Origin of the sequence: Cellulosimicrobium sp. SL-1 (genome assembly GCF_011033075.1) — a bacterium.
Taxonomy (GTDB): domain Bacteria; phylum Actinomycetota; class Actinomycetes; order Actinomycetales; family Cellulomonadaceae; genus Cellulosimicrobium; species Cellulosimicrobium funkei.
The window spans coordinates 229,450-250,624 of record NZ_JAACJC010000002.1 but is presented as its reverse complement, the minus strand read 5'-3'; the positions used below and the strand labels follow the sequence as shown (position 1 = coordinate 250,624).

The 21,175-nt window shown below is 75.9% G+C and carries 19 protein-coding genes; 13 read left to right on the top strand and 6 right to left on the bottom strand.

Features of this window, described 5'->3' with window-relative positions:
- Positions 1 to 10 precede the first annotated feature (10 nt).
- Both GWJ10_RS03740 and GWJ10_RS03735 read right to left on the bottom strand, forming a co-directional pair.
- Positions 11 to 658, bottom strand: coding sequence for an MOSC domain-containing protein (locus tag GWJ10_RS03740; RefSeq protein WP_206158324.1), 648 nt, complete (start codon positions 656 to 658; stop codon positions 11 to 13).
- A 143-nt stretch (positions 659 to 801) separates the two neighbouring features.
- Positions 802 to 1,347: a peroxidase-related enzyme gene (locus GWJ10_RS03735; protein ID WP_061268163.1), complete on the bottom strand. Its 546-nt coding sequence runs from the start codon at positions 1,345 to 1,347 to the stop codon at positions 802 to 804.
- Positions 1,348 to 1,477: 130 nt separating this feature from the next.
- Between GWJ10_RS03735 and GWJ10_RS03730 the strand changes: the two genes are divergently transcribed.
- Complete coding sequence (locus GWJ10_RS03730) at positions 1,478 to 2,356, top strand: AraC family transcriptional regulator (RefSeq protein WP_163185288.1); 879 nt, start codon at positions 1,478 to 1,480, stop codon at positions 2,354 to 2,356.
- A gap of 30 nt (positions 2,357 to 2,386) precedes the next feature.
- On the top strand, positions 2,387 to 3,049 hold the full coding sequence (locus tag GWJ10_RS03725; protein ID WP_241005650.1) for a uridine kinase: 663 nt from the start codon (positions 2,387 to 2,389) through the stop codon (positions 3,047 to 3,049).
- 35 nt (positions 3,050 to 3,084) lie between these two features.
- Here the strand turns inward: GWJ10_RS03725 and GWJ10_RS03720 are convergent, their stop codons facing one another.
- Positions 3,085 to 3,567, bottom strand: a complete 483-nt coding sequence (locus GWJ10_RS03720) for a glutathione peroxidase (protein WP_163185285.1) — start codon at positions 3,565 to 3,567, stop codon at positions 3,085 to 3,087.
- A gap of 169 nt (positions 3,568 to 3,736) precedes the next feature.
- Here GWJ10_RS03720 and GWJ10_RS03715 point away from each other — a divergent pair, with 169 nt between their 5' ends.
- The 4 genes from GWJ10_RS03715 to GWJ10_RS03700 all read left to right on the top strand — a co-directional run bounded on the left by GWJ10_RS03715 (position 3,737) and on the right by GWJ10_RS03700 (position 6,271).
- A complete protein-coding gene (locus GWJ10_RS03715; protein ID WP_021483806.1) occupies positions 3,737 to 3,895 on the top strand; it encodes a hypothetical protein in 159 nt (52 codons plus the stop codon).
- Between the two features lie 52 nt (positions 3,896 to 3,947).
- On the top strand, positions 3,948 to 4,559 hold the full coding sequence (locus GWJ10_RS03710) for a hypothetical protein (protein ID WP_163185282.1): 612 nt from the start codon (positions 3,948 to 3,950) through the stop codon (positions 4,557 to 4,559).
- A 150-nt stretch (positions 4,560 to 4,709) separates the two neighbouring features.
- Positions 4,710 to 5,495: an SDR family NAD(P)-dependent oxidoreductase gene (locus GWJ10_RS03705; RefSeq protein ID WP_163185279.1), complete on the top strand. Its 786-nt coding sequence runs from the start codon at positions 4,710 to 4,712 to the stop codon at positions 5,493 to 5,495.
- Positions 5,496 to 5,575: 80 nt separating this feature from the next.
- Complete coding sequence (locus GWJ10_RS03700; protein ID WP_076404226.1) at positions 5,576 to 6,271, top strand: DNA alkylation repair protein; 696 nt, start codon at positions 5,576 to 5,578, stop codon at positions 6,269 to 6,271.
- A gap of 16 nt (positions 6,272 to 6,287) precedes the next feature.
- On the opposite strand, the gene GWJ10_RS03695 is transcribed toward GWJ10_RS03700, so the two are convergent.
- Positions 6,288 to 7,571, bottom strand: coding sequence for a PQQ-binding-like beta-propeller repeat protein (locus GWJ10_RS03695; RefSeq protein ID WP_163185275.1), 1,284 nt, complete (start codon positions 7,569 to 7,571; stop codon positions 6,288 to 6,290).
- 23 nt (positions 7,572 to 7,594) lie between these two features.
- Entirely contained in the window at positions 7,595 to 8,635 is a 1,041-nt protein-coding gene (locus GWJ10_RS03690) for a CPBP family intramembrane glutamic endopeptidase (protein ID WP_163185272.1), read from the bottom strand.
- A 108-nt stretch (positions 8,636 to 8,743) separates the two neighbouring features.
- Between GWJ10_RS03690 and GWJ10_RS03685 the strand changes: the two genes are divergently transcribed.
- From GWJ10_RS03685 to GWJ10_RS03660, 6 genes are all read left to right on the top strand, one after another.
- Positions 8,744 to 9,922, top strand: a complete 1,179-nt coding sequence (locus tag GWJ10_RS03685; RefSeq protein ID WP_241005669.1) for a histidine kinase — start codon at positions 8,744 to 8,746, stop codon at positions 9,920 to 9,922.
- Positions 9,919 to 10,593, top strand: a complete 675-nt coding sequence (locus GWJ10_RS03680) for a response regulator transcription factor (protein ID WP_163185267.1) — start codon at positions 9,919 to 9,921, stop codon at positions 10,591 to 10,593. The genes GWJ10_RS03685 and GWJ10_RS03680 overlap by 4 nt, the downstream gene beginning before the upstream one ends.
- A gap of 120 nt (positions 10,594 to 10,713) precedes the next feature.
- Entirely contained in the window at positions 10,714 to 11,871 is a 1,158-nt protein-coding gene (locus GWJ10_RS03675; protein WP_163185264.1) for a BadF/BadG/BcrA/BcrD ATPase family protein, read from the top strand.
- Positions 11,868 to 12,755 carry a MurR/RpiR family transcriptional regulator gene (locus GWJ10_RS03670; RefSeq protein ID WP_021482220.1) on the top strand — a complete coding sequence of 296 codons (888 nt, stop codon included), beginning with the start codon at positions 11,868 to 11,870 and terminating at the stop codon, positions 12,753 to 12,755. Before GWJ10_RS03675 ends, GWJ10_RS03670 begins: the two co-directional genes overlap by 4 nt.
- The gene (locus tag GWJ10_RS03665) at positions 12,752 to 15,685 is read left to right on the top strand and encodes an FAD-binding and (Fe-S)-binding domain-containing protein (protein WP_163185261.1); all 2,934 of its coding nucleotides are present in this window, start codon (positions 12,752 to 12,754) and stop codon (positions 15,683 to 15,685) included. Before GWJ10_RS03670 ends, GWJ10_RS03665 begins: the two co-directional genes overlap by 4 nt.
- A 141-nt stretch (positions 15,686 to 15,826) precedes the next feature.
- Positions 15,827 to 16,447, top strand: a complete 621-nt coding sequence (locus GWJ10_RS03660; RefSeq protein WP_163185258.1) for a M15 family metallopeptidase — start codon at positions 15,827 to 15,829, stop codon at positions 16,445 to 16,447.
- Between the two features lie 94 nt (positions 16,448 to 16,541).
- On the opposite strand, the gene GWJ10_RS03655 is transcribed toward GWJ10_RS03660, so the two are convergent.
- The gene (locus tag GWJ10_RS03655) at positions 16,542 to 16,817 is read right to left on the bottom strand and encodes a type II toxin-antitoxin system Phd/YefM family antitoxin (protein WP_021483283.1); all 276 of its coding nucleotides are present in this window, start codon (positions 16,815 to 16,817) and stop codon (positions 16,542 to 16,544) included.
- A 614-nt stretch (positions 16,818 to 17,431) separates the two neighbouring features.
- On the opposite strand from GWJ10_RS03655, the gene GWJ10_RS03650 reads away from it, so the two are divergent.
- Entirely contained in the window at positions 17,432 to 21,109 is a 3,678-nt protein-coding gene (locus tag GWJ10_RS03650; RefSeq protein ID WP_241005649.1) for a PQQ-dependent sugar dehydrogenase, read from the top strand.
- The last annotated feature ends 66 nt before the right edge of the window (positions 21,110 to 21,175 follow it).

The window sequence follows — 21,175 nt, the reverse complement described above, 5'->3', positions numbered from 1 at the left end:
GCGGCGGGCGCTACGGACCCTCGGCGAGCGGCCCCCGCAGCCGCGCCCGGTCGTCCTCGGTCCCGCCCCGGAGCCGGCGCGCGAGCGTGTCGCGCCAGCGCGCGGGGAGCGTCGGGAGCGCGGCGAGCGCCGCGGCGGCCGCGAGGTCGTCGCGGTCGAGGTTCATCACGCGGTTGACCTCGCGCACCGTCGCGCTCCGGGCCGGCCGGTCGACGACGACGGCGGTCGCGCCCGCCCGCGCCGTGCCGGGCGTGAGCACGCGCAGGTACCAGCCCGTGCGACCCGACGCCTGGACCCGGTCCGGGAGGTCGACGAGGCCGTGCACGGCCGCGAGCTTGTAGCAGGGGCGGCGCGGCATGCTCACCTGGAGGGTCGCCGTCCCGAGCGTGAGCACGTCGCCCAGCAGCAGGTCGTCCTCGGTGAGCCCGCGCGTCAGGAGGTTCTCCCCGAACGCGCCGGGCGGGAGGTCCGCGCCGAGCTCGTCGCGCCACGCCGCGTAGTGCTCGACCGGGTACACGCACACCGCCTTCTCGGGGCCGCCGTGCACGCGCCGGTCGGCCTGCGCGTCGCCCTCCAGCCCTTCCGTCCCCACCGCGACGGGGCCGAGGCGCGGCTGCTTGCGGAACGCCGTCGGCACGTCGCGCCCGCGGTGGGCCACCGTGCCCACCTCGCCGGTGCGCACCTCCAGCACGACGGCGCTTGCGGGCCCCGGGGCCGGCACGGGGGAGCGCGGGTCGCCAGGTCGGGACGGTGCGGCGGGGCGGGACGGTGCGGCGGGGCGGGACGGCACGGTGGCTCCTCTCAGGCGGCGCGGCGCAGGCCGACGGCGGGGAAGTCGACGGGGACGTCGAGCGCCACGTTGACGTAGTTGGTGAACAGGTTGAGCGCGACGTGCGCGACGACCTCGACCACCTGCTCGTCGGTCCACCCCGCGTCGCGCACCGCCTGGACGTCCTGCGCGGTCACGTGACCGCGCTCGTCCACGAGGGCGAGCGCGAAGCGCAGCAGCGCCTCGACGCGCGGGTCGGACGCGGTGCCGTCCTGCGCGGCGGTGAGGTCGTCGCGCGCGACGCCGGCCTTGCGCCCGAGCGCGGTGTGGGCGGCGAGGCAGTACTCGCACGCGTTCCGGTTCGCGACGGCGACGGCGATCTGCTCGCCGACGGCCGCGCCGAGCGTGCCGGTGCCGAGGGCGCCGAACGCACCCCACATGCTCTGCAGGGCGGCGGGCGAGTTCGCGACCGCCCGGAACATCGCCGGGACGCCGCCGAACGCGGCACGGATCTGGTCGAGCCCGTCGGCGACGGGGCCGGTGGCGGACTCGGGGCTGACGAGGGGGACACGGGACACGGGGATCTCCTCCGGGTGCGGGGACGCCGGTCCCGGGCGGGGCCGACGCCGTCCAGCCTGGTCGGTCGCGTCGGACGACGGGGAACGAATCGTCCTCGGAACGTGTCCGATCGTCTGGCATCCTGGGGCGATGGCTCCCGTCGACCGACTCTCGCACCTGCTCGAGCGGTTCCGCGTGCGCACGCACCTCTTCCACACCGGGCCGCTGTGCGGCGTCACGACGTTCGACGCGCGGCCCGGGCGCGGGTTCCTGCACGTGCTCCGGCGGGGCGAGATGGACATGACCCACGTCGGCGCGGACGGCCGGGTCGAGCGCCGCAGCGTCGACCGCCCGAGCCTGCTCTTCTACCCGCGCCCGCTCGACCACGCGTTCCACAACGCACCCACCGCGGACTCCGACTTCGCGTGCGCGACGCTCGACGTCGAGGGCGGCGCCACCCACCCGCTCGTGCGCACGCTGCCGCCCGTGCTCGTGCTGCCGCTCGCCGACGTCGCGGGGCTCGAGCCCGCGCTCGACCTGCTCTTCCGCGAGATCGACGACGTCCGCTGCGGCCGTCGCGTCCTCGCCGACCGGCTCTTCGAGGTCGTGCTCGTGCAGCTCTTCCGGTGGATCCTCGACCACGCCGACGACCTCGCGCTCCCGCCGGGGCTGCTCCCCGGCCTCGCCGACGAGCGCCTCGCGCCCGTGCTCGTCGCGGTGCACGAGGCGCCGGGGGAGCCGTGGACGCTCGCGTCGATGGCGCGCGCGGCGCACCTGTCGCGGAGCGCGTTCGCGGCCCGGTTCACCGCCGTCGTCGGACAGCCGCCCGGCGACTACGTGACCGGGTGGCGCCTCACCGTCGCGCAGGGCCGGCTCCGGGCGGGCGCCTCGGTGAGCCGGACCGCGACCGAGCTCGGGTACGCGACGCCCGCCGCGTTCTCGCGCGCGTTCAGCCACCGGGTCGGCCGTTCGCCGCGCGCGTGGCTGGCCGAGCGCGCGGACCCGGTCGCGCCGCCCGTGGCATCCTGACGCGGTGCGGTCGAAGGGGCGGGTCGAACGGTGCGGGCCGAACCGAGGCGGGTCGAGCCGGTGCGCGTCGAGCCGCTGAGCGAGGACGTCCTCGTGGACCGGGTGGTCGAGCGCGTGCTCGCCGTCGGGCGTGAGCAGCCCCGGGCGGTCCGCCTCCTCGTCGACGGCCACCCCTCTACGCGGCCCGAGGACCTCGCGGATCGTCTGGTCGCGCCGCTGCGCGCGGCGGGCCGCCCGGTCGCGCGCGTTCGCGTGCAGGACTTCTGGCGCCCCGCGTCGCTGCGCCTCGAGCGCGGGCGCGAGGACCCCGACGCGCTCCTCGACGAGTGGGTCGACGTGGCCGGGCTCCGGCGCGAGGTGCTGGACGCCGTCGGGCCGGGTGGTACCGGCCGCTACCTGCCGAGCCTGCGCGACCCCGCGACGAGCCGGTCGACGCGCGCCGCGTACGTCGAGGCCGAGCCGGGCCTCGTCGTCGTGCTCGACGGCGCGCTCTGCCTGGGCCTCGGCCTCGCGCTCGACCTCACCGTGCACCTCGCCCTGCGCCCCGCGACGCTCGCGCGCCGCACCGCGCCCGACGCGGCGTGGACGCTCGCCGCCTACGGCCGGTACGCGCAGGAGGTCCGTCCCGAGGACGTGGCGGACGTCGTCGTGCGGGTCGACGACCCGCGGCACCCGGCGCTCGTAATCCGCTGAGCCACCGCTGGCGGGGCGGGCCGGAGCGGGCGCGGTCAGCGGGGGAGGTGCGTCTCGACGAGGTCGACGATCGCCGGGTCGTCGGGCAGCGTGCGCGGCCGGAACCGGTGCACCTCACCGCCCGGCAGGACGAGGAACTTCTCGAAGTTCCACGTGACGCGCCCCGCCTTGCCGTCGGCGTCGGGCGTCTTCTTGAGCTCCGTGTAGAGCGGGTGCGCGTGGCGGCCGTTGACGCGCACGCGGTCCACCACGGGGAACGTCACGCCGTAGGTGAGCGAGCAGAACTCCTGGATCGCCTCGTTGCTGCCGAGCTCCTGGAGGAACTGGTTGCTGGGGAACCCGATCACGGTGAACCCGCGGTCGCGGTACTTCTCCTGCATCGCCTCGAGCGTCGCGTACTGCGGCGCGAGCCCGCACCGCGACGCGACGTTGACGACCAGCACGACGTCGTCCGCGTGCTCGCGCAGGGTGTGCGCCGTCCCGTCCATGGCGTCGAACGGGATGTCGTACAGGCTCATGGGACCTCCTCGGGCGAGGCGCCGGCGCGTCCGGGCCCGTCCCATCCTCGCACCGCGGGTGTGACGTCGTGCGGAACCCGTCCCGACCCCCGGTCGAGCGCGCGCGAGCCTGCCCGTGGCGTGCTGAAGTATGTGCGCGATGCCAGCAGCCGAGAGAAGGGACGCCTCCATGCGCCCGTGGACCCCGAAGACCGACATGGTGCGCCGGTTGTACGTCGCAGGCCGGGAGGCGACGAGCCCGGCCGAGGCGCTCCGGATGTCCCCGCAGGAGCTCGCGGAGGAGTTCGACCGCTGGCTCGAGGGCGTCCGCGCCGCGCGCGAGCAGTAGGAGCGGCGGAATCTCGGTGGCCTCCCGCGCCCGCGCGGGACAGACTCGGGGCATGACGACGCGGCTGCCGGACGACGGCCCGGGCCACGGACACGACGGGGGACCGGACGACGGCCCCGACACCACCTCGCCCGTGACCCGGGCGGTGGTCGGCGTGGTCGTGGGCATCGCGATCTTCGCGTTCGTCGGCGTCGTGGGGTACTTCGCCGTCGTGACGGTCGGGATGCGGTCGTGGGCCGACCAGCGGGGCGCCTCCGCCGAGCGGTCGGTCGCGAGCGCCCCGGCGAGCACCTCGGCCGGCGCCGGGACCGGGCGCGAGACGACGCTCGACGCGTCGAACGAGGCGTACCGCCAGCGCCAGGGCACGCCCGAGCGCGACGCCGAGGCGGCCCGCTCGGTGCCCGCCGTCCGCGCCGCGCTCGACCCGGTCGCGGACGGCTCGGCGGTCGACGCCGACGAGGTCGCGGCGGCGCTCGCCGCCGCGGGGTTCGAGACGGTGCAGGTCGTGGGCACGACGGCGTCCGGCGAGGTCGCGACGACCGTCGGCGTGGGCGTCGCCGTCCCGGGCGGCTGCGTGTTCGGGGGCGTCGCGCCCGACGCCGTGGCGCTCGAGGCCGGCGGCCCGATCGCGGACGGCGGCTGCCTGGAGATGCCGGCGCACTGAGCCCCTCGTGCCGGGCGCCTGCGGCCGCGCGGCCCGGCCCGGGCGGTCCGGGAGGCCGCCGGGGCGGGTCGATCTCGCGACCTGCGGCTCCACCTGGGTACGGTCAGCGGGGCGGGCGACGGAGCCCGCACGGCTGACGGAGGATGAGAGATGCGGATCGAGGGCGCGGTCGCGCTGGTGACGGGCGGGGCGTCGGGCCTCGGGCGCGCGACGGCGGAGGGCCTGGTGGCGGCCGGCGCGCGCGTCGTGCTGGCCGACCTCGCGTCGTCCGACGGCGCGTCGGTCGCCGAGGGTCTCGGCAGCTCGGCGCGGTTCGTCCCCACGGACGTGACGAGCGAGGACGACGTCGCGCGGGCCCTGGACGCCGCCGACGCCCTGGGCGGGGCGCGCGTCGTCGTGAGCTGCGCCGGGATCGTGCTCGCGCAGCGGGTCCTCGGCCGGTCCGGGGTGCACGCGCTCGACGCGTTCCGCCGCGTCGTCGACGTCAACCTCGTCGGTACCTTCAACGTCGTCCGGCTCGCCGCGGAGCGCATGCTCGCCCTCGACCCGCTCGGTCCCGACGGCCCCGACCCCGACGGCGAGGAGCGCGGCGTCGTCGTGCAGACGGCGTCGGTCGCGGCGTTCGACGGCCAGGTCGGGCAGGCGGCCTACGCCGCGTCCAAGGCCGGGGTCGCCGGCCTCACGCTGCCGCTCGCGCGCGACCTCGCCCAGCACCGGATCCGCGTCATGACGATCGCGCCCGGGATCTTCCGCACCCCGATGATGGCGTCGCTCCCCGAGGCGGCGCAGGAGTCGCTCGGGGCGCAGGTGCCGCACCCGAGCCGGCTCGGGCGCCCGGAGGAGTACGCGCACCTCGTGCGCGCGATCGTGGAGAACCCGATGCTCAACGGCGAGGTGGTCCGTCTCGACGGCGCCATCCGTATGGCGCCGCGCTGAGCCGCAGGACCGCCGGGGGCCACGGGCCGCCCGACGCCGACAGGACCCCGGGCACGCGCCCGGAGGAGAGGAGAGGGACGATGCCGCCGTACACGACGGCGACCGACTTCCGGGCCGACCTGCTCGCCCGCGCGACGGCGGCCCAGCGCCGCGCGTCCGCCCGGAGCTTCTCGGGCGACGGCACCGTCGCCGGGGTGCGCATGGGCGACGTGTTCGTGCTCGCGAAGAACGCCCTCGACCTGCCGGTCGACCAGATCGAGCTGCTGCTCGAGGACCGGGTCCACGAGGTGCGGGCCGGCGGGTGCTCGATCATGGGCAAGGCGGCGACCGCCCGGCGCGTGACGGTCGAGCGGCACGCGGAGCTCGTCGAGCTCTTCCTGCGCCGGCACGACCGCATCGACACGTGGGACCTCGTGGACCTCACCGCGTCCCAGGTGCTGGGGACGTGGCTGCTCGACCGACCCCGCGACGTGCTCGACGACCTGGCGCGCGCGCCCGACTGGCCGCGCCGTCGCTCCGCCGTCGTCGCGACGGCGGCGTTCCTGCGGCGCGGCCAGGTCGACGACACGTTCCGGCTGTCGGCGATGTTGCTCGACGACCCGGAGCCGTACGTCCAGAAGGGTGTCGGCTGGATGCTCCGGCACGCGGGCGACGTCGAGCCCGAGCGGCTGCGGGCGTTCCTCGAGGAGCGGGCGGCCACGATGTCGCGCGACGTGCTGCGCGCCGCCGTCGAGAAGCTGCCGCCCGCGGAGCGCAAGGAGTGGCTCGCGCGCTGAGCGTCGGTCCGGCGCCTCAGCCCAGGCGGGTCACCGTCGGGTCGTCACCCAGGTCGAGCCGCAGCAGCCGGCCCTGGACCGCGGCGTACCGGGTGCTGGACGCCGCGTCGCTCCTCCAGCCGATCTCGCCGTCACGGAGGTCGAGCGCGACGAGCCGTGTCGTGCTGTGTTCCTCGTCCTCCCACGCCGAGACGGCGAGGAGTGCACGGGCGCCGTCGGTGAACGCCTGCCCGACGTGCAGCATCCCGGGGCCCACGGCGGGCCCCGCGCCGTCGTCGACCAGCTCGTCGATCGTGCGGGTCCACAGGGTGCGCCCGGTCTCCACGTCGACCCCGACGAGGACCGAACCCATGCCCTGGAGGACGACGGTCCCGCCGTCGAGGTCGGCGTAGGTGGCGTCCTCGGCGACGGAGTACTGGTCGCACCCGCCCTCCTCGGCGACGAAGGGCAGCTCGTGCTCCCAGCGGACGGCGCCGGTCCGGGCGTCCTCCAGCGTGACGACGGCCGCGCGCCCCCCGGACAGGTCGGTGGGCAGGCCCGTCGAGGGGTCGGTCGGCACCGGGGCGGCGGGCGTGTCGCCGACGCGACGGAAGCGGGCGACCGTGCCGTCCGGTCCCGGCGCCGACCAGCCGCGCGACGCGTCCAGGGGCCGGGTCGTGGCGGTGCCGTCGGCGTCGATCACGGTCACCTGCGGGGCGGGGAAGGGCGCCGTCCCGTCGACCGCCTCGCCGGTGGTCGTCGTGAGGAGCATCCGGCTCGCGAGCGGCGAGGGGACGTCGTCGGTGACGCACACGAGCGTCTCGTCCGGCACCGGGGACGTCAGCGCGAGCTCGAGCTCGCCGCCACAGCGGGACGTGCGCGGGAGGGGCACGGTCCAGCGGACCGCGCCGGAGTCGAGGTCGTGGGCGACCGCCTCGTCGTCGCGCACGACGACGAGGAGGCCGGGCAGCGCGGCGAGGGCGCCGCTCGTCTGCGCGTCCGTGGACCAGAGCTCCCGCGGCGTGCTCTCGACGGGCTCGACACCCCCGACGGAGCGGCGCAGCGTCTCCAGCGACCCGCGCGACGACGCGGCGTCCACGACCGCCATGCCGGCGACGACGACCCCGACGGCGGTCGCGCCCGCGAGCGCCAGACGCAGGCGCCGACGCCGGGCGCCGCCCGCGCGAGGCGGGGTGGCCTCCTCGGGAGCCGGGCCCGGGCTCGGCTCCGGCTCCGGGTGCCGGTCCGGTCCCGCGTCGCCCGCGACGTCGTCGAGCGCGAACGTGATCCGCGCATGGTCGGGACGGCGTCGTCGGGGCACGCCCGCATCCTAGGGGAGCCGCCTCAAGGGGTCCCCGAGGAGTGGCCGGGCGACGACCCCGCGCCCGCTGCGGGCACCCGGCCGCAGAAGGGCTCGCGCAACCGCAGCCCTTCGCGGCGGGAGAACCAGACCGCGAGCACGACGGTGGCGCTGCCGAGGAGCCCGAGGTCGACGAGCAGCACGAGCGGCTCGATCGCGCCCTGCTCCATCGACGAGGCGCTGAAGGGCGCGAGGAGGAACAGGAAGAGGTTGTTGGCGACGTGCACGAGCACGGCCAGCTCGAGCCCGCCCGTCTTCCAGACGAGGAACCCGGTGCAGAGTGCGAACGCCGCGATGCCGATCTGCCCCACCCCGTCGTACCCGTGGCCGACGACGAAGAACGGGACCGGAAGGACGATCCCCCACACCGGCGAGCGCAGCCAGGTGCCGAGCATCTGCTGGGGCAGGCCGCGGAACGCGTACTCCTCGGCGGCGCACTGCAGCGGCCCGAGGATCAGGACGCACCCGAGGCTCAGCAGCAGGGCCGGGGTCACGGCCGGGGTCGCCAGGTCGGACGGCGGCCGGAGCAGGAAGCCGCCCACGGTGACGACGCCGTAGAGGGGCACGACGAGCGGCACCGCGCTGCCGACGAGCCCCCACCGGAACCGTCCGGTGACCGAGTGGATCGTGCCGCGGCGTCGACCGCCCCAGCGCACGCCGAGCACGACGGCGGGCAGCAGGAGCGCGATGAGCCCGAGGCCGATCGCCCAGTCCAGCGGGTTGAGCGGGTCGGAGAAGTCGTCGGACGGCATCGGCAGCCCGGGCCGGTAGGGCACCAGCACGGCGTAGGCGACCGCGACGACGGCGACCGGGGCGAGGAAGGCGAGGTAGAGGAGCGCCGTCGCGCCGAACGTGGTGAGCGGGGTCCACCACCGTGCGGGGCGGAGGTCGACGCGGGCCGCCCGGTGGTAGGGGAACGTGGTCGCGGTCGTGCTGTCGAGCGTGGGCTGGGGCACGGGACCGAAGAGCGGCGGGCCGGGCACGGGTGCCGTCGGGGCGGGGCTCTCGTCGAGCGAGGGGTGCATGTGTCGAGCCTGGTCGGGCGGCTCGGGCCGCGGTATCGGTCATCGGTCTGATTTCTCGTCCCCAGCCGGGGGGCCGGGCTCGTCGGTGCCTACAGTGCTCCGGTGAGCATGTTCGCGCAGCGCCCGGCGTGGCGTCGGGTCCTCCGCGAGACCGGCCTCCTGGCCGCGGTCGCCCTGTCGGGTGCCCTGCTGTTCCTCGGCAACTTCGCCCTCAGCGTCGACACGCCGGGAGCGCAGGACGACCCCGTGCGGTTCGCCGCGCTCCTGTTCCTCGACCTCGCGTTCGGGGTCGCCGCGTGGGTCGTCGTGCTCTGGCGCCGCAGCGCGCCCTTCCTCGTCGCCCTGCTGCTCGCCGTGCTCGCCGTCGTCTCGACCGCGGCGGTGCCGGCGGCCCTCTTCGCGTTCGGGTCGCTCGCCACCCGGCGCCGGGTGCGCGAGCTGGCGCCGGTCGCGGCGGTCTGGCTCGTCGGCGTCCTGGCGGTGGCCGCCCTGGGGATCGACCTGGTGGGCGTGGCGCTGCCGTGGTGGGAGGTCGTGGCCGCGGTGGGCGCGACCGCCGTCGTCCTCGCCGCCGCGCTCGCCGCGGGCCTCGCGGTCGGCGCGCGGCGGGACCTCGTCGCCACCCTGCACGAGCGGGTCCGGCTGACCGCGGAGGAGCAGCGCCTCGGCGAGGAGCGCGCGCGCCACCAGGAGCGCACGCAGATCGCCCGGGAGATGCACGACGCCCTCGCACACCGCCTCTCGGTGACCGCGATGCACGCGAGCGTCCTGCGGCACCGGACGGACCTCGACGCCGCGGACCGGGACGAGGCCGTCGCCGCCCTGCACGACAGCAGCCGTCAGGCGCTCGCCGACCTGCGCGAGCTCCTCACCTACGCGCGGGGCCCGAGCCGGTCGGACGACGACCGGCCCCAGCCGACCCTGGACCGGCTCGACGAGCTCGTGGCCGAGACGCCGCTCGCCCGGACGGACTGCGCCGTCGACCTCGAGCGCCTGCCCCCGACCGTCAGCCGGCACTCGTTCCGGATCGTCCAGGAGTGCCTGACCAACGCCCGGCGGCACGCCCCCGGGCAGCGCGTCGACGTCGCCATCAGCGGCGCTCCCGGCCGTGAGCTGGCCATCGTCGTGCGCAACCCTCTTGCGGGGCCGCGGGAGGGCGCGCCGCGACCGGGCCTCGGCGTCATCGGGATGCAGGAACGGGCGCGCGCCGTGGGCGGGTCCGTCAGCGTCCGTCCGGGCGCCGACGAGCACGTGGTGTCGGTGACGATCCCCTGGCCGGCCGCGTGAGCCCCCCGTCGTCCGACGTCGTCCGGGTGGTCACCGTCGACGACCAGCCCGAGGTCCGCTCGGCGCTGCGCCTGATGCTCGGCGGCGAGCCCGACATCGCCGTGGTGGGCGAGGCGGTCGACGGGGACCACGCGCGCGACGTCATCGAGGCCTGCCGGCCCGACGTCGTGCTCATGGACCTGCGCATGCCGCGCTGCGACGGGCTGGTCGCGACGGCGCGCGAGACCGCGCTCCGGCCGGAGACGGCGATCATCGTCCTGACGACCTTCGACACGGACCACCACGTCGTGCGTGCCCTGCGTGCCGGGGCGTGCGGGTTCCTCCTCAAGGACGCGCCGCCGGACGAGCTCGCCCACGCCGTCCGGGCGGCGGCCCAGGGGCGGCCCGTCCTCGCGCCCGCGGTGCTGCGGCGGGTGATGACGCTCGCGGCCGAGAACACCCGCCCGCCGGACAGCGCCGCGGTCGACGCCCTCGCGACGCTCTCCCCGCGCGAGCGCGAGATCGCGCGCGCCCTCGCCCGGGGGATGTCGAACGCGGAGATCTGCGCGGCGCTGTTCATCTCGCTCGCCACCGTGAAGACGCACGTCAGCCGGGTGATCGCCAAGCTCGGCGTGGAGTCGCGCACCCAGGTCGCCGCCCTCGTGCTGCGGAACGACCCGGAGCACGAATGACCGCGGCGGGGGTTCCCGCGGTGGACCGGGCGGCGTACGGTGAGCGCACGCAGCCCGGACGCCCTGGCAAGAATCTCCCTTTTGCCTCTCTGCTGTGAAACTTTGTGCCACACTGGCCCCGTGAGCAGCAGCACGCCCGAGAGCCCGTGGGTCGTCGGGCTCGACGTCGGGGGGTCGGGGAGCCGCCTCCTCGCCCGTCGCCTGCCCGCTGCGGCAGGCTCCGGTGCGAAAGCGGACGACGTCGCGCTGACCGGCCGACCGGCCGCCATCGGGCCCACGGGGAGCGACGCCGCGGACGTCGTGCGCGACCTCCTCGACCGGCTCCGGGACGCGGTCCCCACCCTCGCCGCGGACGGCGTCGCCGCGGCCGCGGTCGGTGCGACCGGCCTCGCGTCCCTCGTGCGCGACCCCGCCGAGCTGCACGCCGCGCTGCGCACGGGCCTGCCTCCCGCCGAAGGTCTCGGGGTCGACGGCGACCCGTCCGTCCGGCCCGGCCCGCGTACCGCCGTCGCGGCCGACGCGCTCACCGCGCACCTCGGCGCGCTGGGTGGCCGTCCCGGCGCCGTCGTGGCGGTCGGGACCGGGGCGATCGCGCTCGGCACCGACCTGCGCACCGTGTGGCACCGCGTCGACGGGTGGGGCCACCTGCTCGGCGACCTGGGCTCCGGGTCGTGGATCGGCGCGCAGGGGCTGCGGGCCGCGGTCGCCGCGCACGACGGCCGCGACTCCGGCGGCTCGCCGGCGCTGCTCGCCGCCGCCGTCGCGCGGTTCGGCCCGGTGCCGTCGTGGCCCGGGCAGCTCTACACGCGCCCCGACCGCGCCCAGGTGCTCGCGTCGTTCACGCCCGACGTCGCGGCCGCGGCCCGTGCGGACGACACCGTCGCGCGGCAGGTCCTCGCGGGCGCCGGGACCCACCTCGCGACGACGCTCGCCGCCGCGCTCGTCGACGGCGTCCCGCCGCTCGCCGCCGCGACCGGCGGGGTGCTGGGGATCGGCCCGCTGCTGACGGACGCGTTCCGGGCGCGGCTCGCCGTGCTGCGGCCGGACGTCGCGCTCGTCGACCCTGCGGGCACGCCGCTCGACGGCGCGCTGCACCTCGCCGCGCGCCTCGCGACCGAGCCGGGCTCCGTCGTCGAGCACGCGCCCTGGCTCACGCTCGGCGACCACGCCGCGCCACCGACCGCCGTGCCACCGACCGCCGCGCCACCGACCGCCCTGCCGCCGGGCGCGCCCGGCACCGCCCCGCAGCACCCGACCACCGCCGAGGAGACCCCATGACCGCCGACGGCCTCGTCCGCATCCGCCAGGCCCTGCCGAGCCTGCGGCCCGCCGAGGCGCGCATCGCCGAGGCCGTGCTCGCCGACCCGGCGGCCGTCGTGGGCAAGACGATCACGGAGCTCGCCGCGCTCGTCGGGACGTCGCAGGCGACGGTCGTGCGGTTCTGCCGCGCGGTCGGGTACGCCGGGTACCCGGAGTTCCGCATCGACCTCGCGCAGGCGACGAGCCGCCGCGCCGTCGAGCAGGAGCGCGCGAACGTCGCGCACGGCGAGATCGACCCCGACGACACGCTGCACGACGTCGTCACGAAGATCGCGTTCCACGAGGCGCGCACCATCGAGGAGACGGCGCGCATGCTCGACCTCGACGCGCTGGAGCAGGTCACCGCCGCGGTCGCGCAGGCGACGCGGATCGACCTTTTCGGCGTCGGGTCGAGCGGGCTCACGGCGCAGGACCTCGCGCAGAAGCTCCAGCGCATCGGGCTGCTGTGCTTCGCGTCGCCGGACCCGCACGTCCAGCTCCAGTCCGCGGCGCTCCTGGCCGAGGGCGCCGTCGCGGTCGGCGTCTCGCACTCCGGGCTCACCGTCGAGACGAACGACGCCCTGCGCATCGCGCGCGACCGCGGCGCCACGACCGTCGCCGTGACGAACTTCCCCGAGTCGCCGCTCGTCGAGCACGCGGACCTCGTGCTGACGACGACGGCGCGCGAGACGCAGTTCCGGTCCGGCGCCCTGTCGAGCCGCATCGCGCAGCTCGCGCTCGTCGACTTCCTGTTCGTACGCGTCGCGCAGCGCCTGTACGACCGCACGACGGCGAACCTGCGCGCGACGTACGAGGCCGTGCAGCCCCACCGCCTCGGCTACGACCGCCGGACGCGCCCGTGACCGCCGTCGAGACGCCCGGCCTCGAGCTGCGCACGGACCTCCTCACGCGCGTCGCGCAGGCGCACGACGCGTCGCACTACCTCCTGCGGCCCGAGGTCGTCGTGCGCGCGCACGACCGCGACGGCGTCGTCGCCGCGATGCGCGAGGCGACCCGCCGCGGGCTGCCGGTGACGTTCCGCTCCGGCGGCACGAGCCTGTCCGGCCAGGCGTCGGGCGCGGGCGTGCTCGTCGACACGCGCACGCGCTTCACCCGGGTCGAGGTGCTCGACGGCGGCGAGCGCGTGCGCTGCGAGCCCGGCGCGACGCTGCGGCTCGTCAACGCGCACCTGCTGCGGCACGGGCGCCGGCTCGGCCCGGACCCGGCGAGCGAAATCGCGTGCACGATCGGCGGGGTCGTGGCGAACAACTCGTCGGGCATGTCGTCGGGGACGGCGCGGACCGCGTACCGGACGGTCGAGGCGATGACGGTCGTGCTCGCGAGCGGGACGGTCGTCGACACGGGCGCGCCCGACGCCGACGCGCGCCTGCGCGACGCCGAGCCCGCGATCCACCGCGGTCTCGCGGAGCTGCGCGACCGCGTGCGGGGCAGCGCCGCGATGCGCGCGGAGATCGAGCGCCAGTTCGCGATGAAGAACACGATGGGCTACTCCGTCAACGCGTTCCTCGACCACGACGAGCCCGTGAAGATCCTCGAGCACCTGCTCGTCGGGAGCGAGGGCACGCTCGGCTGGGTCGCCGACGTGACGTTCCGGACGGTGCCGCTCCTCGCGCACGCCGCGACGACCCTCCTCGTGCTCGACTCGCTGGAGCACGCCACGGACGCGCTCGTGCCGCTCGTCGCGTCGGGCGCGGAGGCGATCGAGCTGCTCGACGCGGCGTCGCTCCGCGTCGCCGCGGCGGACCCGGCCGCCGATCCCTCGATGCGCTCGCTGGCCTCCGGGGCGGGCATCCACCGGCAGACCGCGCTCCTCGTCGAGTACCGCGCGGCGACCCCCGACGCTCTCGCGCCCTTCCAGGAGGCGGCGCGCGACGTCGTCGGCTCGCTCGCCGGCTCCCTGGCCGTCCCCGCCACGGTGACGACCGACGCCGCAACGCGCGAGCGCCTGTGGCGCGTGCGCAAAGGCCTCTACACCGCCGTCGCGGGCGCGCGGCCCGCGGGCAGCACCGCGCTGCTCGAGGACGTGGCCGTCCCCGTCGCCGACCTCACCGCGACGGTGCGCGACCTCGGCGCGCTCTTCGAGCGCCGGGGCTACGGCGACGCGGTGACGTTCGGGCACGCCAAGGACGGCAACCTGCACTTCATGATCACGCCGCGCCTCGGCGACCGCGCCGAGCTCGACCGGTACGCGGCGTTCAGCGACGACCTCGTCGACCTCGTGCTCGGCCACGGCGGCACGCTCAAGGCCGAGCACGGCACCGGCCGCATCATGGCGCCGTTCGTGCGGCGCCAGTACGGCGACGAGCTCTACGCCGTCATGCGCGAGGTCAAGCGGCTGCTCGACCCGCACGGCCTGCTCAACCCGGGCGTCGTGCTCACCGACGACGACCACGAGCACCTGCGCAACCTCAAGGTCGAGTCGTCGGCGGGCGGGGACGACGCGGCGCTCGTCGACCGCTGCGTCGAGTGCGGGTACTGCGAGCCGGGCTGCCCGTCGCGCACCGTGACGACCACGCCGCGCCAGCGGATCGCGCTGCTCAAGGAGATGGCCGCCGCGCCGCCCGCCGAGCGGCGCGAGCTCGAGCGGCAGTACGCCTACCAGGGCGTCGCGACGTGCGCCGCGGACTCGCTGTGCGTCGAGGCGTGCCCCGTGGGCATCGACACGGGCGTCGTCATGAAGGGCCACCGCGCGCGGTCGCAGCCGCGGCTCGTGCAGCGCGGGGGAGCGGCCGCCGCCGAGCACTGGGGGCCGGTGGTCACGGGCCTGCGCGCCGCGCTCGGCGTCGTCGAAGCGCTCCCGACGCCCCTCGTGCGCGTCGCGTCCGACGTCGCCCGCGGGGTCGTCGGGACGGACGTCGTCCCGCGCGTCGACGCCGACCTGCCCGGCCCGGGGCCGCGCCGCGGGAGCACGGCCGTCGTGCCCGACGGCGGCGCCACCTCCGCGCGCGCGGTGCTGTTCGCGTCGTGCATGGGCGAGCTCTTCGCGCCCGCCGGGGCCGGCCTGCCCGCGGGCGCGTGCGGCGGGGACGGCGCGAGCCGCCCGGTCGGGGCCGAGGCCGCGTTCCGGGCGCTGTGCGAGCGGGCGGGCGTCGGGCTCGTGGTCCCCGACGGGATCGGCGGGCTGTGCTGCGGCACCCCGTGGTCGTCCAAGGGCCTGCCCGACGGCGCGGCCGCCATGGCCCGCAAGGTCGTGGACGCGCTGTGGGTCGCCACGCGCGAGGGCGAGCTGCCGGTCGTGTGCGACGCGTCGAGCTGCACCCACGGCCTCGCCGAGACGGCGCGCCACCTCACCGGGACGGACCCGCGCGACGAGCGGGCGCGCGACCGGTTCGCCCGCCTGCGGGTCGTCGACGCCGTGACGTTCGTGCGCACCGACGTGCTGCCCGGCCTCGCGGCCCGCGGGGTCGACGTCGCGCGGGCGGGGGACGTCGTCGTGCACCCGACGTGCGCGACCGTGCACCTGGGCGCCGTGGACGACCTGCGGGCCGTGGCGGAGGCCGTCGCCGAGCGCGCCACCGTGCCGACGGCCTGGGGCTGCTGCGGGTTCGCGGGCGACCGCGGGATGCTGCACCCCGAGCTCACCGCGGGCGCGACGCGCGCCGAGGCGGACGAGGTCGCGCACCGCGCCGGCACGCTCCCCGAGGGGCGCTTCGACGCGTACGTGTCGAGCAACCGGACGTGCGAGATGGGCATGTCCCGCGCCACGGGCGAGGACTACGTCCACGTGCTCGAGCTCCTCGAGGCGGCCACGCGCCCCGGCGCGGCCCTCTGAGCAGCGCGCGGTCGCGCCCGGGTCGGCGCGCTCGGCGCGGTCGCTGCGACGCGGGGAGGCGGCAGACCGCTCGTCGCGGTGCATAGGGAGTGCTGACCGGTGGACGCCACCGCCGGCACCGCCCCCCAGGAGGACGACCGGATGGACGGCATCACCGCGATCGCGCAGCGCGTGGCTGCCATCGAGGCGACCCTCGCCCCGGCCCGTGCCGCCGACGTCCGTGCTGTCGATCCCGGTGCGGCGCAGGCGGTCGCGAGCGGCTCCGGCGCACGCTTCGACGAGCTCCTCAGCACGGTGCTGGCGGGCTCGACCGGCACCGGCAGCACCCCGGTGGCGGGCGCGACCGGTCCCGACCGGACGCACACGGTCGACGGTGTCCCCGGCGACCTCGCTGCCTACGGCAACGGGAAGATCCCCCGGACCGCCTTGCAAGAGGTCGGGACGACCGGCCACCGCCTCTGGGCGCCCGCGGGCCAGGCGCTCGAGGGCCTGCTCGCCGAGGCGGCGCGGGACGGCGTCCGCATCGGCATCACGGACTCCTACCGGTCCTACGACGCGCAGGTCGACGTCGCCGCGCGCAAGGGCCTGTACTCCCAGGGCGGGCTCGCCGCCGAGCCGGGGACCAGCCCGCACGGCTGGGGCATCGCGGTCGACCTCGACCTGGACGACCGGGCCCAGGCGTGGATGCGCACCAACGGCGGCCGCTTCGGCTTCGTCGAGGACACCCCGCGCGAACCGTGGCACTGGGTGTACCGGTCCTGACCACCGCGGTCGCGACCTTGTGCGGCAGGCGTCGCAACAACCGCTCGGCCGCGGTCGCGACCTCGAGCCGCCACGCTGGGGGTCTGGTCGGCGGTCACCGGGCCGGCAGCCCCGACCGTGCTCGCAGGTCGTCACCGGACGTCGTCGCGCCCTCGGCGGCGGCGCGACGGGCCCCGTCGACGTCGTCGAGCACGCAGGGCTCGGACAGCCAGAACAGCGTCTCGCGCAGCGACTCGAGGTAGTCCCCGGCCATCAGCACCGCGGCACCGCGCCCCTGCCGGGTGATCCGCATGATCTGGAGCTCTCGCTCGGCCTCGTCCACCAGGGCCGACAGCCTGTCCCTCGCCTCGCTCAGAGCTACCGACTTCATGCGCTCATACTGTCCGGACTACGAGCCTGTGAATAGCCTCATTCTTGCCAAAGAGGCACCCCCTTCTTCCCGTGCTCGCGGCCTTCTCGGCCCACGGGACGCCGGGAGGCCCGCGCAGCGGGCGTGCAGGCCGTCGGCCTCGACGTGCTCGACGGCGGATCGTTGGCGGGATCTCTGCGCGCTCGAGGTCAGTTCCCGAACCCGACAGCGCAGTCAGGATTCGGCTGCGTTCCTGCCTGTAGTCCGTGCATCGGCGGACTTTCGACTTTTGATTGACACCCGACAGAAGCCTCGTAGGATGACGACCGAGTGGTAGGTGAATTTCACCCGACCGCTACGGCCCGACCGCCTCCGCGCGTGCCCCGGTGCACGTGGTGGCACTCTCCGTCCGCACGACGACGTGCGGGGGGATCGCGCTCGACGACGAGACGAGGAGGACCACCGGGCAGGGGGCGCGCAGCCCTCCCACCAGCACAGACAGACCGAGCCGCCCTGATTCCGTCGTTGGCGCGACGGGGGCGACCCGGTCCGGATGACCCCTCACAGGCGACTGAACCTCACAGGAGCGGCATCAGATGAAGGATATCGACCGGCGTACGCGCCGGAACCGGCGGGTGACCGCGGCTCTGGCCGCCGGCGCCCTCGCGCTCACGGGCCTGGGCGCGGCGACGGCACCCGCCGTCGCGCACGACGGCGTCGACCACGGCGCGGAACCGGGCGCCGAGGCGGCGCTCGACTGGTCCAACTACGAGCGCGTGCTGCTGACGAAGGACGTGGGCGAGCCCATCGACCTCGCGATCCTCCCGGACTCGCGCGTCCTGCACACGGCCCGCAACGGCGACGTGCGGCTCACGGACCCGGCGACGGGCGTGACGCGCGTGATCACGACGCTCGACGTCTACGCGAACTCGGAGGACGGTCTCCAGGGCGTCGCGCTCGACCCGGAGTTCGAGGACAACGGGTGGGTCTACCTCGTCTACGCGCCGCGCGACGCGGACGGCGACGGCGTCGCGGACACCCCGACGGGCAACGCGCCCAACTCGCTCCCGGCGGGCGAGGACGAGAGCTACTGGGACCGCTGGGTGGGCGTGAACCGCCTCGCCCGGTTCCAGTGGACGGGCGACACGATCGACCTCGCGAGCGAGCAGGTGATCCTCGACGTCGAGGTGCAGCGCGGGCAGTGCTGCCACGTCGGGGCGGACATCGACTTCGACGGCGACGGCAACCTCTACCTCACGACCGGCGACAACACGCCCGCGAGCACCCCGGGCGCGAACGGCTTCGCGCCGAACAACGACGCCCCCGGCATGAACCCCGGCTTCGACTCGCGTCGTGGCGCGGGGAGCACGAACGACCTGCGCGGCAAGATCCTGCGGATCCACGTCGAGGACGACGGCTCGTACTCGATCCCCGAGGGCAACCTGTTCGCGCCGGGCACCGAGGGCACGCGCCCCGAGATCTTCGTCATGGGCGTGCGCAACCCGTTCCGGTTCGAGGTCGACCCGGAGACGAACTCGCTCTCGTGGGGCGACTACGGCCCCGACGCGACGAAGGCGGTCGCGGAGACCGCGGGCCGCGGGCCCATGGGCCTCGTGGAGTGGAACGTCGTCTCGCTCGACGACCCGCACAACGCCGGCTGGCCCTACGTCCAGGGCGACAACTTCGCCTACAACGACTGGGACTTCGCGACAGGCACGCCGGGGGAGTTCTTCGACCCCGAGAACCTCGTCAACGACTCCCGCTGGAACACGGGCCTGCGCGAGCTGCCGCCGGCCCGCGCCGCGACGCTCTGGTACGGCGACAACCCGGGCGACCAGCCGTGGGACGAGCTCGTGAACTTCGGCTCCGGCTCCGGCCAGGCGCCGATGGGCGGCCCCGTCTACCACTACGACGCCGACAACCCGTCGACCACGAAGCTCCCCGCGTACTGGGACCGCAAGGCGTTCTTCGGCGAGTTCTCGCAGGACTACCTCGCCGCGTTCACGGTCGACTGGGAGACGTTCGACGTCACGCACATCGAGGACTTCCTGCCGAACGCCGCGCTCGCCGCGGCGGGCCAGCCGCCGCACGACAACCCGATGGACCTCGAGTTCGGTCCCGACGGCTCGCTCTACGTGCTCGACTACGGCGACGGCTTCTTCCGCGCCAACCCCGACGCGGGCCTGTACCGGATCGACTACGCCGAGGGCAACAAGGCGCCCCAGGCGCGCTTCACCGCGACGCCCACGTCGTCCTCGCAGGCGCCGCTCGAGGTGACGTTCGACGCGTCGACGTCGTCCGACCCCGAGGGCGACGACCTCACCTACGCGTGGGACGTGGACGGGGACGGCACGTTCGACGCCGAGGGCGTCCGGACGACGCACACGTACACGGAGATCGGCGCGTACACCGCGCGCCTGCGCGTCACCGACGCGTCGGGCAAGTTCTCCCTCACGTCGCGCGTCATCTCCGTCGGGAACCAGGCGCCCGAGGTCACGATCGAGTACCCGGCCGACGGCGCGTTCTTCGACTGGGGCCAGGCCGTCCCGTACAAGGTGACCACGACCGACGCCGAGGACGACCTCGGCGGCGGCGAGGCGCCGACGCCGCACCTCACGTCGGGCGACCAGATCGGGGAGTGGCTCGCGGACGCGATCGGGCACGACGTCCTCGTCGAGACGCTCGGGGTCGACGCCGAAACGCTGGGCGAGGCCTCCGGCTTCACCCTCGACGAGCTCGTCGCGATCTCCGGCGGCGCCGTCACCGCGCAGATGGTGGCGGACGTGCTCGAGGCGTACGCCGCCGCGTTCGAGGACCCGCAGGCGGGCTCGGGCACCGTGTGCTCGCGCGTCGCGTGGACGTACGGCCTCGGGCACGACGAGCACGCGCACCCCGAGTCCACGGGCACGGGCTGCACGGGCGCGTGGCGCACCGACCCCAACTCGCCCGAGCACGGCCCGGGCGCGCTCCTGTACGGGGCGGTCGTCGTCACGTACACCGACGCGGGCCACAACGGCCTCCCGCCGGCCACGGGCGAGGCGACGCTGCGCCTCAACCCGAAGGAGCAGCAGGGCGAGCACGCGATCGGGCGAGAGGGCGTCGAGGTGTTCGCCGACGCGACCGCACGGGGTGGCAACGCCGTCCGCGGGCTCGGCGCGGGCGACTTCCTGCGGTACGACCCGGTGAGCTTCGCCGGGATCGACGGCGCCGTGGTCCGCGCGAGCGGCGGCGGCGAGCTCGAGCTCCGCTGGGGCGCGGCCGACGCCGAGCCGTTCGCGACCGCCGTCGTCCCCGCGGGCGAGGGTTGGCAGGACGTGGAGATCACGTTCGACGCCCCCGAGGGCTCGGGCACGCTGTTCGTGACGTCGTCCGACGAGCTCGCGGTGGACGCGATCACCATGGTGGGCGCGGGCGCGGCCGACGTCACCGCCCCGACCGTCGCGCACACGCTCGCGCCGGAGACGCCCACGGGCGTCGGCGGCGTGTTCAACGAGCCGGTGCGGTTCTCCGTGCAGGCCACCGACGACGGCGCGGTCGCGAGCGTGCAGTACTCGCGCGACGCGGGCGCGACGTGGACGAACCTCGCGGCGAACCAGCAGTACGGCGTGACGTTCTCGCAGGACGGCGCGTACGACCTGCTCTACCGCGCGACCGACACGGGCGGCAACGTCTCCGAGGCCGGCGCGGTGTCGTTCACGATCGACCTCGACGCTCCGGACGAGCCGACGGTCGCCTCGGCCACGACGGTCTCCGTCGGCGCCGCGCGCGTCTCCTACGGCGCGCCGGGCGAGGCCGTCGTCACGGTCACGGGCGAGGGTGGCACGCCCACGGGCGAGGTCGTGCTCACCACGGGCGAGACCGAGGTCGGGCGCGGGACGCTCGCGGACGGCACGGCGACGATCGCGATCGACCCGTCGCTCGCCGTCGGGACGCACACCCTCACCGCGACGTACGGCGCCGACGGCGTCTACACGGCGTCGGCGGGGACGGTGCGCCTCACGGTGGCCCAGGCCCGGTCGACCACGACGGGCAGCGTGGCGCCGAACCCGGTGAAGCCCGCCGTCGCGGCGAAGGCGACGCTCCACGTGGAGTCGTCGACCGGCGTCGTGCCCACGGGCGACGTGCAGGTGACGGTGCGCAAGAACAACGGCACCGTCGCGTCGCTCACCGGGACGCTCGACGAGGCGGGGGACGTCGTCGTGACGCTCCCCAAGCTCGCGGCGACCGGCACCTACCAGGTGCAGGCCCGCTACCAGGGGTCCGCCGGGGTCGCGCCCAGCACGGTGAACCTCACCCTCACGGTCCGCAGCTGACCGTCCCACCGGTGGCCCGGGCGAACCGCCCGGGCCACCGGCCCCCAGGCGTCCCCGGGTGCGGTC

Coding starts and splice junctions, on each gene's coding strand:
- GWJ10_RS03720 (WP_163185285.1), bottom strand. CDS start 3,567: ATGAGCCTGTACGACATCCCGTTCGACGCCATGGACGGGACGGCGCAC.
- GWJ10_RS03715 (WP_021483806.1), top strand. CDS start 3,737: ATGCGCCCGTGGACCCCGAAGACCGACATGGTGCGCCGGTTGTACGTC.
- GWJ10_RS03690 (WP_163185272.1), bottom strand. CDS start 8,635: ATGCACCCCTCGCTCGACGAGAGCCCCGCCCCGACGGCACCCGTGCCC.
- GWJ10_RS03705 (WP_163185279.1), top strand. CDS start 4,710: ATGCGGATCGAGGGCGCGGTCGCGCTGGTGACGGGCGGGGCGTCGGGC.
- GWJ10_RS03730 (WP_163185288.1), top strand. CDS start 1,478: ATGGCTCCCGTCGACCGACTCTCGCACCTGCTCGAGCGGTTCCGCGTG.
- GWJ10_RS03700 (WP_076404226.1), top strand. CDS start 5,576: ATGCCGCCGTACACGACGGCGACCGACTTCCGGGCCGACCTGCTCGCC.
- GWJ10_RS03710 (WP_163185282.1), top strand. CDS start 3,948: ATGACGACGCGGCTGCCGGACGACGGCCCGGGCCACGGACACGACGGG.
- GWJ10_RS03660 (WP_163185258.1), top strand. CDS start 15,827: ATGGACGGCATCACCGCGATCGCGCAGCGCGTGGCTGCCATCGAGGCG.
- GWJ10_RS03655 (WP_021483283.1), bottom strand. CDS start 16,817: ATGAAGTCGGTAGCTCTGAGCGAGGCGAGGGACAGGCTGTCGGCCCTG.
- GWJ10_RS03685 (WP_241005669.1), top strand. CDS start 8,744: ATGTTCGCGCAGCGCCCGGCGTGGCGTCGGGTCCTCCGCGAGACCGGC.
- GWJ10_RS03670 (WP_021482220.1), top strand. CDS start 11,868: ATGACCGCCGACGGCCTCGTCCGCATCCGCCAGGCCCTGCCGAGCCTG.